The organism is Streptomyces sp. H27-C3, from assembly GCF_030063415.1.
Lineage (GTDB): Bacteria > Actinomycetota > Actinomycetes > Streptomycetales > Streptomycetaceae > Streptomyces.
Genome location: NZ_JASITA010000001.1, coordinates 313,384 through 327,714, shown reverse-complemented (window position 1 = coordinate 327,714; position 14,331 = coordinate 313,384). Strand labels below are relative to the sequence as shown.

General features: G+C 68.5%; 5 protein-coding genes. All 5 read left to right on the top strand.

Features of this window, described 5'->3' with window-relative positions; translation table 11 throughout:
- Window positions 1–14: 14 nt before the first annotated feature.
- The 5 genes from QMK30_RS01225 to QMK30_RS01205 are packed head-to-tail and all read left to right on the top strand — an operon-like array spanning window position 15 to window position 14,322.
- Window positions 15–9,242, top strand: a complete 9,228-nt coding sequence (locus QMK30_RS01225) for a non-ribosomal peptide synthetase (protein WP_283515196.1) — start codon at window positions 15–17, stop codon at window positions 9,240–9,242.
- Window positions 9,243–9,292: 50 nt separating this feature from the next.
- Window positions 9,293–9,547, top strand: coding sequence for an acyl carrier protein (locus QMK30_RS01220; protein ID WP_283515195.1), 255 nt, complete (start codon window positions 9,293–9,295; stop codon window positions 9,545–9,547).
- Between the two features lies 1 nt (window position 9,548).
- A complete protein-coding gene (locus QMK30_RS01215) occupies window positions 9,549–10,775 on the top strand; it encodes a beta-ketoacyl synthase N-terminal-like domain-containing protein (protein WP_283515194.1) in 1,227 nt (408 codons plus the stop codon).
- 20 nt (window positions 10,776–10,795) lie between these two features.
- Complete coding sequence (locus QMK30_RS01210) at window positions 10,796–12,058, top strand: hydroxymethylglutaryl-CoA synthase family protein (protein ID WP_283515193.1); 1,263 nt, start codon at window positions 10,796–10,798, stop codon at window positions 12,056–12,058.
- Window positions 12,046–14,322 (top strand): enoyl-CoA hydratase/isomerase, encoded by a 2,277-nt coding sequence (locus QMK30_RS01205; RefSeq protein ID WP_283515192.1) that lies wholly within the window; start codon window positions 12,046–12,048, stop codon window positions 14,320–14,322. The genes QMK30_RS01210 and QMK30_RS01205 overlap by 13 nt, the downstream gene beginning before the upstream one ends.
- The last annotated feature ends 9 nt before the right edge of the window (window positions 14,323–14,331 follow it).

Sequence of the window (14,331 nt, the reverse complement as noted above, 5' to 3'; positions counted from 1 at the left end):
CCACGGGGCCGATCATGAGCACGACTGACAATGACAACTCGCTGGACCTGATCAGGAAGATCAAGTCCCTGCCCGCCAAGCAGCAGCGCGCCCTGATAGCGATGCTCAAGAAGCAGGGCGTCGACCTGTCCGCCCTGGAGTCGATCCGGCCGCGACCGCGCACCGAGGACGATCCGGTTCGGCTCTCCTTCGCCCAGCAGCGACTGTGGTTCCTGGCCAAACTGGACGGGACCAGCGCGTACTACAACATCCCGATGGCGATGCGGCTGCGCGGCCCCCTCGACCGCGCGGCGCTGTTGCGCGCCCTGGAAACCATCGTCCAGCGGCACGAGGTCCTGCGCACGCGGTTCGTCGAGCGTGACGGAGTCCCGTACCAGCACATCGGTGACGGCGAGGACTTCGCCGTGTCGCAGGAGGAGCTCACCGACCCCGGCGAGCTGCCCGCGATCTGCGAGCACGAGGCCGTCGCGCCGTTCGACCTCGCGCGCGAATCGCTGATCCGTGTGAGGCTGCTGCGTCAGTCCGCACAGGAGCACATCCTGCTCGTGACCATGCACCACAGCGTGTCCGACGGCTGGTCGCTGGGCGTTTTCTTCCGCGAGATGGTCGCCCTGTACGAGGCGTTCTGCGAGGGCGGGCCGGCGCCGCTCGACCCGCTGCCCATCCAGTACGCCGACTACGCGCACTGGCAGCGTCAGTGGCTCGTCGACGAGGTCCAGGCGCGCCAGGTGAACTACTGGAAGCAGCAGCTCGACGGCATCGACCCACACCTCTCCCTGCCGGCGGACCGGCCACGTCCCGCGATCAAGACCTACCAGGGCGCCCACGAACGCTTCCACCTCCCGCACGACCTGTTGCGCCGGCTCAAGGCGCTGAGCGAGCAGCACGACGTCACGCTGTACATGACGCTGCTCTCCGCCTACGCGCTGCTCTTGAACCGCTACAGCGAACAGCCGCACATCGCCATCGGCACTCCCGTCGCCAACCGCAACCGCATCGAGGCCGAGGGCCTGATCGGCTTCTTCGCCAACACGCTCGTCATGCGCGCCGATCTGTCGGGCGACCCGACCTTCGCCGAACTGCTGGGGCGGACGAAGGACGTCGCGCTCCAGGCGTTCAGTCACCAGGATGTGCCGTTCGAGGCCGTCGTGGACGCGCTCCAGCTGGAGCGCAGCCTCAGCCACTCACCGGTGTTCCAGGTGGCGTTCGTCCTCCAGGAGGCGCAGGCCGACAGCGAGGTACGGCTCGGCGATCTCGACGTGTCCCTGATCGAATTCGACTTCAACATCACGAAGTTCGATGTGACGCTGGACCTGCGCGAGACACCGGACGGGCTGATCGGCGCCGTCGAGTACAACACCAGTCTGTTCGACCGGGAGACCGTCCAGCGGTTCGTACGCCACTACACCGCCCTGCTCGACGCGGTCGTCGCTGCGCCGCAGGAGAGGATCTCCCGGATCAGCACCCTCGACGAGGCCGAGCGGCGCCAGGTGCTCCAGGAATGGAACACCGTCGTGCCCACCGCGCCCGACGAGCGTTGTTTGCATGAGTGGTTTGAGGGTGTTGTGGCGGGGGCGCCGGGTGCGGTGGCGTTGGAGTGTGAGGGTCGGGTTGTTTCGTATGGGGAGTTGAACGGTCGGGCGAATCGTTTGGCGGGTTATTTGCGTGGGTTGGGGGTGGGGCCGGGTGTGTTGGTGGCTTTGTGTCTGCCGCGTAGTGAGCACATTGTGGTGTGTGTGCTGGCGGTGTTGAAGGCGGGTGGTGCGTATGTGCCGTTGGATCCGGCGTCGCCGGTGGATCGTTTGGTGCATGTGTTGGGGGACAGTGCGCCGGGGGTGGTGTTGACGGATGGTCCGTTGCCTGTGGGGTTGGGTGTTGGGTCTGTTCCGGTGGTGGATGTGCGGGCGGATGCGGGGTTGTGGGCGGGGTTGTCTTCGGTTGATGTGCCGGTGGGTGGGGTGTCGTCGGGGTTGGCGTATGTGATTTATACGTCGGGTTCGACGGGGACGCCTAAGGGGGTGATGGTTGAGCACCGTAATGTGACGCGGTTGTTCTCGTCGACGGATGCGTGGTTCCGTTTCGGTGAGGGGGATGTGTGGGCGTTGTTCCATTCGTTCGCTTTTGATTTCTCGGTGTGGGAGATCTGGGGTGCGTTGTTGCATGGTGGGCGTCTGGTGGTGGTTCCGCAGGCGGTGGCGCGTGATGCGGGTGCTTTTTATCGGTTGGTGTGTGGTTCGGGTGTGACGGTGTTGAATCAGACGCCGAGTGCGTTTCGGCAGTTGATGGTGGCGCAGGGGGAGGGTGCGCGGCCGCATGCGTTGCGTGTGGTGGTGTTTGGTGGTGAGGCGTTGGATGTGGCGTCGTTGCGGCCGTGGTTGGGGCGTTCGGTCAATGCGGGTGTGGCGTTGGTGAATATGTATGGGATCACTGAGACGACGGTGCATGTGACGTATCGGTTGTTGGGGGAGGGGGATGTTGATCGGGGGGTGAGTCCGATCGGTGAGCGGATTCCTGATTTGCGGACGTATGTGTTGGATGGGCGTGGGCGGCCTGCGCCGGTGGGTGCGGTGGGTGAGTTGTATGTGGGTGGTGCGGGTGTGGCTCGGGGGTATTTGAATCGTCCGGAGTTGACTGCTGAGCGTTTTTTGGTTGATCCGTTTTGTGGTGTGTCGGGTGCGCGGATGTATCGGACGGGGGATCTGGCGCGGTGGTTGCCTGATGGTGGGTTGGAGTACTTGGGGCGTAATGATGATCAGGTGAAGGTGCGGGGGTTCCGTATCGAGCTGGGTGAGATCGAGGCCGCACTCACCCAACACCCCGCCGTCCGCTCATGTGTTGTGCTCGCCCGCGAGGACCAGCCCGGCGACAAGCAACTGGTGGCCTACGTGCTCCTGGACCCCGGGGTCCGGGCCGCCGGCGAGGAGCCCGAGGCGGACCACCGCGCCGAGCTCGCCCGGCACCTGCGCCGGACGCTGCCCGACTACATGGTCCCCAGCGCCTTCGTGGCCCTGGACCGGCTGCCCATCACCGGCAACGGCAAGCTCGACCGCAAGGCACTGCCCGCTCCCGGCATCGACGCCTACGCCCAGCGCGCACACATCGTCCCGGCCCCCGGGACCGAGCGGATCCTCGCAGCCGCCTGGGCGGAGCTGATGGGCTTCGACGAGACACGCATCAGCGCCGACGACAACTTCTTCGCGCTGGGCGGGCACTCGCTGCTGATCACCGTCCTGATCGCCCGCCTGAAGGAGCGCGGGCTCGAAGTCGCCGTCCGCAGCGTTTTCAACAGCCCCACGCTGGCCGAGCTGGCGGCCGAGATCGACCGTGGCGAGGCAACCGGCCCCGCCTACGAGGTCCCGGGCAATCCGATCCCGCCGGCGTGTGAGCGGATCACCCCGGAGATGCTCCCGCTGGCCGGGTTGAGCCAGGCCGAGATCGACGCGATCGTGTCCGAAGTGCCCGGCGGCGCACCCAATGTGCAGGACATCTATCGGCTCGTCCCGTCGCAGGAAGGCATCCTCTTCCATCACTTGATGGACCCCGCCAACGACCCGTACGTCATCCCGATCCTGCTCACCGCCCCGTCCCAGGAGGTGTGTGACGCCTTCGCGGCCGCGCTGCAGACGTTGATGGACCGCCACGACGTCATGCGCACCGCCGTGGCCACCGAGGGCCTGACCGAACCCGTACAGGTCGTGCTCCGCGAGGTCCGCCTGGAGGTCGAGTCGCTGACCCTCGACCCCGGCCAGGACGCCGAGCAGCAGGCCCGCGCCCTGCTGTCCCGGCCGGGAGGCATGAACCTCGGCCGGGCCCCGCTGCTGCGGCTCGCGGTCGCCGCCGATCCGCACTCCGAGCGGCGCTTCCTGCTGTTGAGCGTGCACCACCTCATCGAGGACGCGACGTCGCTGCGTCTGATCCTGGAGGAGCTGACGGCCCACATGAGCGGCCGCGCGGAGCGGCTGAGGCCGCCCCCGGCCTACCGCGACTTCGTCGGCCACACCCTGCACCAGCTGGCGTCGGACGACGCGGAGGCGTACTTCCGCGGCGAGTTGGGTGACGTCACCGAGCCGACCACCCCGTTCCAGCTGGTGGATGTGCACGGCGACGGCACCCGGGTCCGCGACCTGCGCCGCTCGCTCCCGACCGAGCTGACACGCGAGCTGCGCGAGCAGGCCCAACGTCTGCGTATCAGCCCGGCCGGCCTCTTCCACGCAGCCTGGGCCCTGGTGGCCGCGGCGAGCAGCGGGCGCGACGACGTGGTGTTCGGCACGGTCCTGTCCGGGCGCCTCCAGGGCGTCCCCGGCGTCGAACGGATGCTCGGCAACTTCATCAACACTCTGCCCCTGCGGGTACGGCTGCGCGGCCGTAGCGTCAAGGAGCTGGTGTCCGAGGTCGACGCCGGCCTGAAGGCTCTGATCGGCTACGAGCAGAGCCCGCTGACTCTGGCCCAGCGCTCCAGCGGGCTGGACAGTGACGCCACCCTGTTCAGCTCAATGATCAACTACCGCTATTTCGAGCCCCGGCAGGGCGAGGAGGGCCCCGCCACGCTGGAGGACCTCGGCATCCGCTGGCTGGGATCGCTCGACCGCACCAACTACCCGGTCGGTGTCTCCGTCGACGACACGGGCACCGAACTGTCCCTGAACGCACAGGTGGACGCGGCACTCTCACCGGACGCGGTGCTCGGCCATGTGGAGGCCGCGGTGGCCGGCATCGTCGCCGCCCTGGCCGTCGACGACGGCGCCCGCACCCAGGCGCTCGACATCGACATCGTGCCGCCCGCCGAACGCCACCGCCTGCTGACCGAATGGAACGACACCGCCAAGCCCTACCCGGACGACCACTGTCTGTTCGAGCTGTTCGAGGAACAGGTCGCGCGGCGGCCGGAGAGTGTCGCCGTCGAGTACGGAGACCAGCGGCTGACGTACGCACAGGTCAACGCCCGGGCCAACCGTGTGGCGCACTATCTGCGCGGCCGCGGAGTGGGCCCCGACGTACTCGTCGGACTGTGCACGCGGCGCTCGCCGGAGACGGTTGTCGGCCTGCTGGGCATCCTCAAGGCGGGCGGGGCATACGTCCCGATCGACCCGGCCTACCCCCAGGAGCGCATACGCGCCCTGGTCGAAGGCTCCGGTGTGAGCATCGTCCTCAGCCACTCGCAGCTTCCGCAGTCGCTGCTCGACGGCGCCGGCGAGGGGGAGCGCCCCCAGGCCGTTCACCTCGACACCGGCGAGCGCGCCGAGGACCGCACCCAGGTGCTCGCCGACCAGCCGGAGCACGACCTGTCCCGGGCCGAGCTGGGGCTCACCCCCGAGCATCTCGCGTACGTCATCTTCACCTCGGGTTCGACCGGGCTTCCCAAGGGCGTCCTCGTGGAGCAGCGCGGCATCGTCCGCCTGGTGCGCAACCCCGACTACTTCCCGACGAGCCACCGCACGGTGATGCTCCACCACTCGTCGATCTCCTTCGACGTCGGCTCCCAGGAGGTCCTCGGCCCGCTGCTGTCCGGCGGGCGGCTGGTCCTGCACGACGGCGACTCCAAGGACATCGGCTCGCTCGTCGATCGTATCGAGCGCTCCGGCGTCACCATGATGGCGCTGTCGGCCGCCTTCCTCCCCGCGTTCGCCGAGGCCGCGCAGGGGCGGCGGCTGCCGCTGGAGTACCTGGGCGTCGGCGGTGAGGCGTTCTCCGCCAAGCACGTGCGGGCACTGCACCGGGCGCACCCCGGTCTGACCGTCGTCAACGCCTACGGGCCCACCGAGAACAGCATCGCCTCCACCTGCCATGTGATCCCCAGAGACATCGCCGAGGACGCCGTCATCCCGATCGGCAGGCCGATCGCCCAGTCCACAGCCCATGTGCTCGACGCGGACCTGCGGCTGGTGCCGTGCGGCGTCGTCGGCGAGCTGTGCGTGGGCGGCCCCGGTGTGGCACGCGGCTACATCGGCCATCGGGAGCTGACCGAGCAGCGGTTCGTTCCCGACCCCTTCGCCGCGGTTCCCGGCGCCCGGCTGTACCGCACCGGTGACCTGGCCCGGCGACTGCCCGACGGCGCGCTGGAGTTCATCGGCCGCGTCGACAACCAGGTGAAGGTGCGTGGCTTCCGCGTCGAACTCGGTGAGATCGAGAACGCGCTGGTGTCCCACCCCTCGGTGCGGAGCACCGCGGTCGTTACCCAGGCCACCGGCGAGACCAAGAAACTCGTGGCCTACGTACGGCCCACGGCGGCCTGGCTGGACGCCACGGCGCAGGAGCAGAACACCGAACGCCTCGAACAGTGGCAGGACCTCTTCGAGGAGCAGTACTCCAGTGATTCATCGGCCGGAGAAGCCGACGGGGACGTCTCCGACGAGCTCAACCTGATCGGCTGGAACAGCAGTTACACCGGGGAGAAGATCCCCGAGGCCGAGATGAGCGCATGGATCGACGGCACGGTCCGGCAGATCGAGGCGCTGCGGCCCCGGCGGCTGCTGGAGGTCGGCTGCGGAACCGGGCTCCTGCTCTTCCGCTACGCGGGCGCCTGCGAAGCGGTGCACGCCTTCGACATCTCCGCCGCCGCCCTGTCCGGGGTCCGGGGCGGAGTCGACCGCCGCGGCTGGTCGCACGTCACCCTCAGCCAGGGTGACGCCCGGTCCGTGACCCTGCCGCCCGGGACGGAGAAGTTCGACACCGTCGTCGTTAACTCCGTCGTGCAGTACTTCCCGAACCGCCTGTACCTGGAGGAGGTGATCGAGCGACTGCTGCCCCTCGTGGCGGACGGCGGCCGGATCCTGATCGGCGACGTCAGGAACCTCGATCTGTTCTCCGCCCACGCGAGCGCCATCGAACGCAGCAGGCTGTCCGTGCGCACCTCCGCCGGAGCCCTGGCCCGTCAGGTGCAGCGCCGCCGCCAGCAGGAGCCCGAACTGCTGGTCAGCCCCAGCTACTTCGCCGGGCTCACCGAGCGTTTCCCGCAGATCGGCTCGGTCGACCTCGCTGTCAAGCGCGGACCGGGCGACAACGAGATGCTCAGCTACCGCTACGACGTCGTCGTCACCAAGGGGGCCGTCGCGCCGCCCGAGGACCTGCCCTGGCTGCAGGCCACCACCCCGGAACAGCTCCGTGCCCTCCTCACGGACGGTGGGCGCCACCGGTTCGGTGTGGCGGGGCTGAGCAACCCGAGGATCGCCGACGACGTCAGGGTCAGTCAGGGCCTGACCCGCTGGCCTGCGCACCAGCAGGTGGAGCCGCTCACCGGTGCCTCCCGCCTGTCCGAGGCGGCCGCCGCGCAGGTGCGGGAGCTCGAAGCCGTACTCCAGTACGCCGAAGAGCTCGGCCACCGTGTCGCGGTGACCTGGTCCCAGCAGCGGCTGGACGGCCTCGACCTGATTTTCGCCAAGGACGGGCCGCCGCGCGCGCTGGCCCGTGACGCCTACCGCCAGTCGTATCTGGCGAACGTGCCGCAGATCGCGCGCACCGGCCAGGCGATGACGCGCGCGCTCAAGGAACATCTGTCGAGCAAGGTGCCCGAGTACATGGTGCCGAGCGTCTTCGTGGCGCTGGAAGAGCTGCCCCTGACCCCCAACGGAAAGGTCGACAAGCAGGCGCTTCCCGCGCCCGACGAGGCCGACGTGCACAAGGAGGTCTACGTCGCGCCGCGCGGCGACGTGGAACTCGTTCTGTGCCGGCTGGTCCAGGACGTCCTGGGGCTGGAGCGCGTCGGTCTCCAGGACAGCTTCTTCGACCTCGGCGGTCATTCTCTGCTCGCCACCCGCCTCACCCTGCGGGTGAAACAGGAGACCGGCAGGGAACTGCCGCTCCAGACGATCCTGGCCGGCGCCACCATCGGCGAGATGGCCGAGGCTCTGGACACGGACCCGTCGGACACCTCGGCCCAGACTGTTCCCCTGCTGCCCGTGTGCGACGGCACCGAGAACTTCCCGCTCTCCTTCCAGCAGAGCGAACTGTGGTTCCTCAACCCGCGCGAGCACCTGGGCTCGGCGTACGACAACGTGCAGATGGCCTACCGGATCGTCGGCGGGCTCGACCGGCAGGCCTACGCGCGGGCGTTCGAAGCGCTGGTGGCCCGCCACGCGGTGCTGCGCACGAGCTATGTGCGCCGCGGTGACTCCCTTGTGCAACGTGTGAACGCCGCCGATGGCTTCGCGGCGACCTTCGAGGACGTCTCCGGCGACCGCGCGGTCGCCGAGCTGCTGCGGGCCGAGCAGGCACGGCCGTTTCGGCCGGACGACCGGCACATGCTGCGCGTGCACATCCTGACCCTGTCGCAGTTCGAGCACGTCGCTGTCGTGACCCGGCCGTGGGGCATCTTCGACGGCTGGTCGACCGGCATCTTCGTGGCCGAGCTGAACAGCGCGTACCAGGCGCTGAGCCGGTCACAGGAGCCGTCCCTGCCCGAACTTCCCGTTCAGTACGCGGACTTCGCACACTGGCAGCGGCGTGCGGTGGACGAGGTGGCTCGCGACCGGCAGAAGGCGTACTGGCGCTCGCAGCTCGCCGCCCTGCCGGCGTGCGTGTCGCTGCGCACCGACTATCAGCGGCCTGCGGTGAAGTCGTACCGGGGCTCGTCGGTCGAGGTGGAAGTCCCCGTGGAAGTCCTTGGGCAGCTCCAGCGCTTCAGCCAGGAGCAGGGCAGCACGCTCTACATGACGCTGCTGTCGGCGTTCGCGGCGCTGCTCGGCACTCGCACGACGGACCGCGAACTGGCGATCGGCTCCCCGGTGACCAACCGGCCGCGCCCGGAGCTGGAGCGTCTGGTCGGTTACTTCATCAACGTGCTGGTGATGCGGCTGGACGTGACCGACAGTCAGGACTTCAGTGAGCTGCTGACGCAGGCCAAGCGGGTCACCGCAGCGGCCCACGAGCACAAGGACGTCCCCTTCGCCGACCTGGTCGAGGCGCTCGCGCCGAAGGCCGACCCGGCCCACTCGCCGCTGTTCCAGGTCATGTTCAACCTGGTGCCCGCGACCGGCCCCGGGCCGCGGAAGGAGGACACCGGGCAGCTGACGTTCGTGCCGTTGCGAACCGACAACGGGGTGGCCAAGTTCGACCTCAACATGGTCGTCCGGGAAACGCCGGCAGGGCTGCACGGATATCTGGAGTACAGCACTGATCTGTTTGACAGGAAGACGGCCGAGGAAATGGCGGCGACCTATGAGAGGCTGCTGCTGAAGATCGTGACGAATCCCGGGGCGAGCATCTCCCAGCTGTGCGAAGCGGCCGCGGACAACGCTCTCGGATGAATCGTTCCACAATACCCATTTGTCGATGTTCACAAAGTGATGGTGCGCCCTTGACCAAAGAAGAAGTCTTCTCATTGATAGCCGAAGCGATTCGCGAGGTTCTCCCGGAACTTGAAGGCCGCCCCTTCCAGCATTCCGACTCCCTGGATGACCTCGGTGCGAATTCGATGGACCGCGCGGAGATAGTCATGATGGTGCTCGAGGGCATGGACCTGGAGATACCGCTGGTCGAGACCTACGGCCCGCACAATCTGGGCGAACTCGCCCAGCACCTGAGCGACAAAGCAGGGGCCAAGGCCGGGTGACGTGAGGGACTTCGCCGATATCACGGTCACCGGGCTGGGCGTCACCACCGCCGTCGGCCAGGGCAAGGCCGCCTTTGCGCAGGGGCTGTTCTCCGGCGCGCATCGATTCGCCGTCATGGACCGCCCCGGACGGCAGCTCGACACCCGGTTCGTGGGCGCCCAGATTCCCGCACTGGAATCCACTTCCCGGCTGGGCGCCCGGGAACTGCGTACCGTTTCCTTTACCGGGCAGGTCGCCCTGGCCACGCTGGAAGAGGCGTGGACCGAGGCCCGGCTCGACGACTTCGACGCCGAGCGCATCGGTCTCGTCGTCGGAGGCAGCAATCTCCAGCAGCGAGAACTGGTGCTGGCCCACGACCGGCACCGGGCCAAGCCGCGTTTCCTGCGGCCCAGTTACGGCCTGTCCTTCCTGGACACGGATCTGTGCGGCCTGTGCACGGCCGCATTCGGCATCCGCGGATTCGCCCATACGCTGGGCGGCGCGTCCGCCAGCGGCCAGCTCGCGATCATCGAGGCGGCGGAGGCGGTCTCCTCGGGCCGCGTCGACGTCTGCGTCGCCCTGGGCGCGCTGGCGGACCTCTCGTACTGGGAACTGCTGGGGTTGCACTCCATGGGCGCCATGGCGTCGGAGGATTGCGCCGACGCGCCGGAACTCGCCTGCCGGCCCTTCGACCGGCGCCGGGACGGCTTCGTGTACGGCGAGGCGTGCGGAGCGCTGGTCATCGAGCGCAGGGGTGCCCGCCCCGGTCGGCAGGACACCCCGTACGCCCGCCTCAGCGGCTGGTCGGTGCAGCTGGACGGCAATCGCAACCCCAACCCCTCGCTCGACGGCGAGACCAGGGCGATCCGGCAGGCCCTGGGCCGCGCAGGGCTGGCTCCCGAGGCCATCGACTACGTCAATCCTCACGGAACCGCCTCCCTGGTCGGCGACGAGACCGAGGTGGCGGCGCTGCGGGCCTGCGGGCTCACCCACGCCGCCCTCAACGCGACGAAGTCGATCACCGGCCACGGACTCACGGCGGCCGGAGCCGTCGAAGCCGTCGCCGTGCTCCTCCAGATGCAGCACGGCCGACTGCACCCGACCCGTAACCTCACCGACCCCATCGACGCGTCCCTGCACTGGGTGCGCGATGAGGCAGTCGAGGCCGAGGTGCGCCACAGCCTGAGCCTGAGCATGGGCTTCGGTGGCATCAACACCGCACTGTGCATGAGCACATGCGACTCATAGAGAGCAGAAGAGCACACGTCATGCCCCGCGTCGGTATCGAAGCGATGAACGTATATGGCGGCTCGGCGGTGCTCGACGTCATGCAGTTGGCGAAGCACCGGGAGCTCGACCTCCCTCGGCTGAACAACCTGCTGATGAAGGAGAAAGCCGTCGCGCTGCCCTTCGAGGACCCGGTGACGTTCGGGGCCAACGCCGCCAGGCCGGTCCTCGACCGGATGAGCGCCGCCGAGAAGGACAGCATCGAACTGCTGATCACCTGCACCGAGTCGGGCTTCGACTTCTCGAAGTCGGCCAGCACCTATCTCCACGACCAGCTGGGACTGAACCGCAACTGCCGGATGTTCGAGCTGAAGCAGGCGTGCTACGCCGGCACGGCAGGACTGCAGATGGCCTGCAACTTCATTCTCTCCGGGGCCTCACCGGGCGCCAAGGCCCTGGTGATCGCCACGGACATCTCCCGCTACATCCTGCAGGACGGCGACGACGCCGCCGCCCAGGACTGGGCCTACGCGGAGCCCAGCGGCGGCGCCGGAGCCGTGGCCATGCTGATCAGCGACGTCCCGCACGTCTTCCAGCTCGACGTCGGCGCCAGCGGATACTACGGCTACGAGGTCATGGACACCTGCCGCCCGGCGCCGGACAGCGAAGCGGGCGACGTGGACCTCTCGTTGATGTCGTATCTGGACTGCTGCGAGAAGTCCTACCGCGCATACGAGGCGAAGGTGGCGGGCGCCGACTACCGCGACTCCTTCCAGTACCTCGCCTTTCACACCCCGTTCGGCGGCATGGTCAAGGGCGCCCACCGCACGATGATGCGCAAGGTCGCCAAGGCCAGGGGCGCCGAGATCGCGGAGGACTTCGAGCGGCGCGTCGTGCCCGGCCTGACCTACTGCCAGCGCGTGGGCAACATCATGGGCGCGACCGTCTTCCTCTCCCTGGCCGGCACTGTCTGCAGCGGCAGCTTCGACGCCCCCAAGCGCCTGGGCCTCTTCTCGTACGGATCCGGCTGCTGCTCCGAGTTCTACAGCGGCGTCGTGACACCCGACGGCGCCGCCCGGCTGAAGGCCATGGGCATCGCGGACCATCTGGACGCCCGCTACCAGCTCTCCCTCGACGAATACGACACACTGCTCCGGGAGAGCGAGTTCGTCCGTGTCGGCACCCGCGACACGGTCGTGAACCAGGACTACGTGGCACGGACCGGGCACGGCACGGGGCAGGCTCCACGCCTCGTTCTGAGGGCGATCAAGGACTTCCACCGGGAGTACGCATGGATCGGCTGACCTACTCCACGCTGAGGCTGCGGGAACAGGGGACCGTGCTGTTCGTGCGGATCCACCGCCCCGAGGCGGGCAACGCCATCAACGCCGACCTCGTGCACGAACTCAACGACGTCTTCAGCCGGGCCTCGGATTCACCGACCACCACGGTCGTGGTCCTGGAGGGGCTGCCCGAGGTGTTCTGCTTCGGTGCGGACTTCCACGCGATCAGCGACGCGGCGCGCCAGGGCCAGGACACGGCGTTCGATCCGGAGCACATGTTCGAACTGTTCCGGCGGATGGCGTACGGGGACGTCTTCACCATCGCCCATGTCCGGGGCAAGTCGAACGCCGGCGGCGTGGGCCTCGTGGCGGCGAGCGATGTGGTGATCGCCAACGAGAGCGCGACCTTCAGCCTCTCCGAGCTGCTGTTCGGGCTGATCCCCGCGGTCGTCCTGCCGTATCTGATCCGCCGGACCGGCTTCCAGCGCGCCCATTACCTGGCCGCTACGACGCAGACCATCGACGCCTGGCAGGCTCACGAGTGGGGACTGATCGACGCATTGGATGCGGACAGCGAAGCGCTGCTGCGGCGCCATCTGCGACGGCTGGAGCGGCTGTCCAAAAAGGGGATCGCGCGCTACAAGGCGTATCTGCGCGAACTGTCCCCGATCCCCGAGCATTCCAAGAACGTCGCGCTGGCCACCAACCGCGAGGTCTTCGCGGACCCCGACAACGTACGGGCGATCCAGCGCTACGCGGATCAGGGCGTCTTCCCCTGGGAAGACGCGCCCGCGGACCCTGCCCCCGTCCGCCGCGAGCAGCCGAGCCCGCAGACCCCACCGACCGAGGCCACCGTGGAACCACAGCATCACGCCCGCGCCGCAGGGTTCGCCATATCCCCGCAGGCACTGGGCAACCCCCGCTTCCGCGAGGCGCACGGAATCGACTACAACTACGCCGCCGGCGCGATGTACAAGGGCATCGCCTCCGTCGAACTCGTCACCGCGCTGGGCAACGCCGGAATGCTCGGTTTCTTCGGCACCGGCGGACTGGCACTGGACGTCATCGACGACGCCATCACCCGTATCAAGGGCGAGCTGCGCCCCGGCCGCGCCTACGGCATGAATCTGCTCAGCAATCCGCAGGAGCCGGAGCTGGAGATGCGCACCGTGGAGCTGTTCCTGCGCCACGGCGTGCGCTCCGTGGAGGCATCGGCCTACCTCGCGCCGACGCCGGCCCTGGTGCGTTACCGGCTGACGGGTCTCAGCACGGACGCGAGCGGCCGGATCCGGCAGGACCACCACATCGTCGCGAAGGTGTCGCGCACCGAGGTCGCCGAACGGTTCCTGCGCCCGGCCCCGGCGCCGCTGATCCGCGAGTTGCTGGACCGCGGCCTTGTCACATCCGACCAGGCCGAGCTGGGGCGCAGGCTCCCGCTCGCCCAGGACCTGTGCGTGGAGGCCGACTCCGCGGGCCACACCGACGGCGGCAACGCCTACATACTGATGCCCGCGATGCGCGCGCTGCGCGACCGGGTGACGCGCGAGGAGAACCATCCGCACGCGGCCGCGGTACGCGTCGGCGCGGCGGGCGGGATCGGCGCACCGGAGGCGGCGCTCGCCGCCTTTGTCCTGGGCGCCGAGTTCATCATGACCGGCTCGATCAACCAGTGCACGGTGGAGGCGGGCACCAGCGACGCCGTCAAGGACATCCTTCAGGACCTCGGCGTGCACGACACGGACTACGCCCCGGCGGGGGACATGTTCGAGGTCGGTGCCAGGGTCCAGGCGGTGAAGAGGGGCTCCTTCTTCCCCGCCCGCGCCCAGAAGCTGTACGAGCTGTATCTGCGGCACGACGCGATCGAAGATCTCGACGCGCGGACCCGGGCCACGCTGGAGGAGAAGTACTTCAAGCGCTCCCTCGACGAGGTGTGGGAGGAGACCCGCGCCCACCTGAGCCGGCGCTTCCCGGACCGGCTCGTGGCCGCCGAACAGAGCCCGAAGCAGAAGATGGCGCTCATCTTCCGCTGGTACTTCGTCCACTCCACCCGGCTGGCGATGAGCGGCAGCGCCGAGCAGCGGGTCGACTACCAGATCCACTGCGGCCCAGCGATGGGCGCCTTCAACACCTGGGTCAAGGGCACCAGCCTGGAACCTTGGCGCAGCCGGAAGGCCGACGTCATCGCGGAGCGGCTGCTGGGGGAGACGGCGGCCCTGCTCGGGCAACGGCTCGGCGCCTACGCCGCACACGGTGGACCTGTAATTCCTGCGAAGACGGCTGAGTGATCACATGAA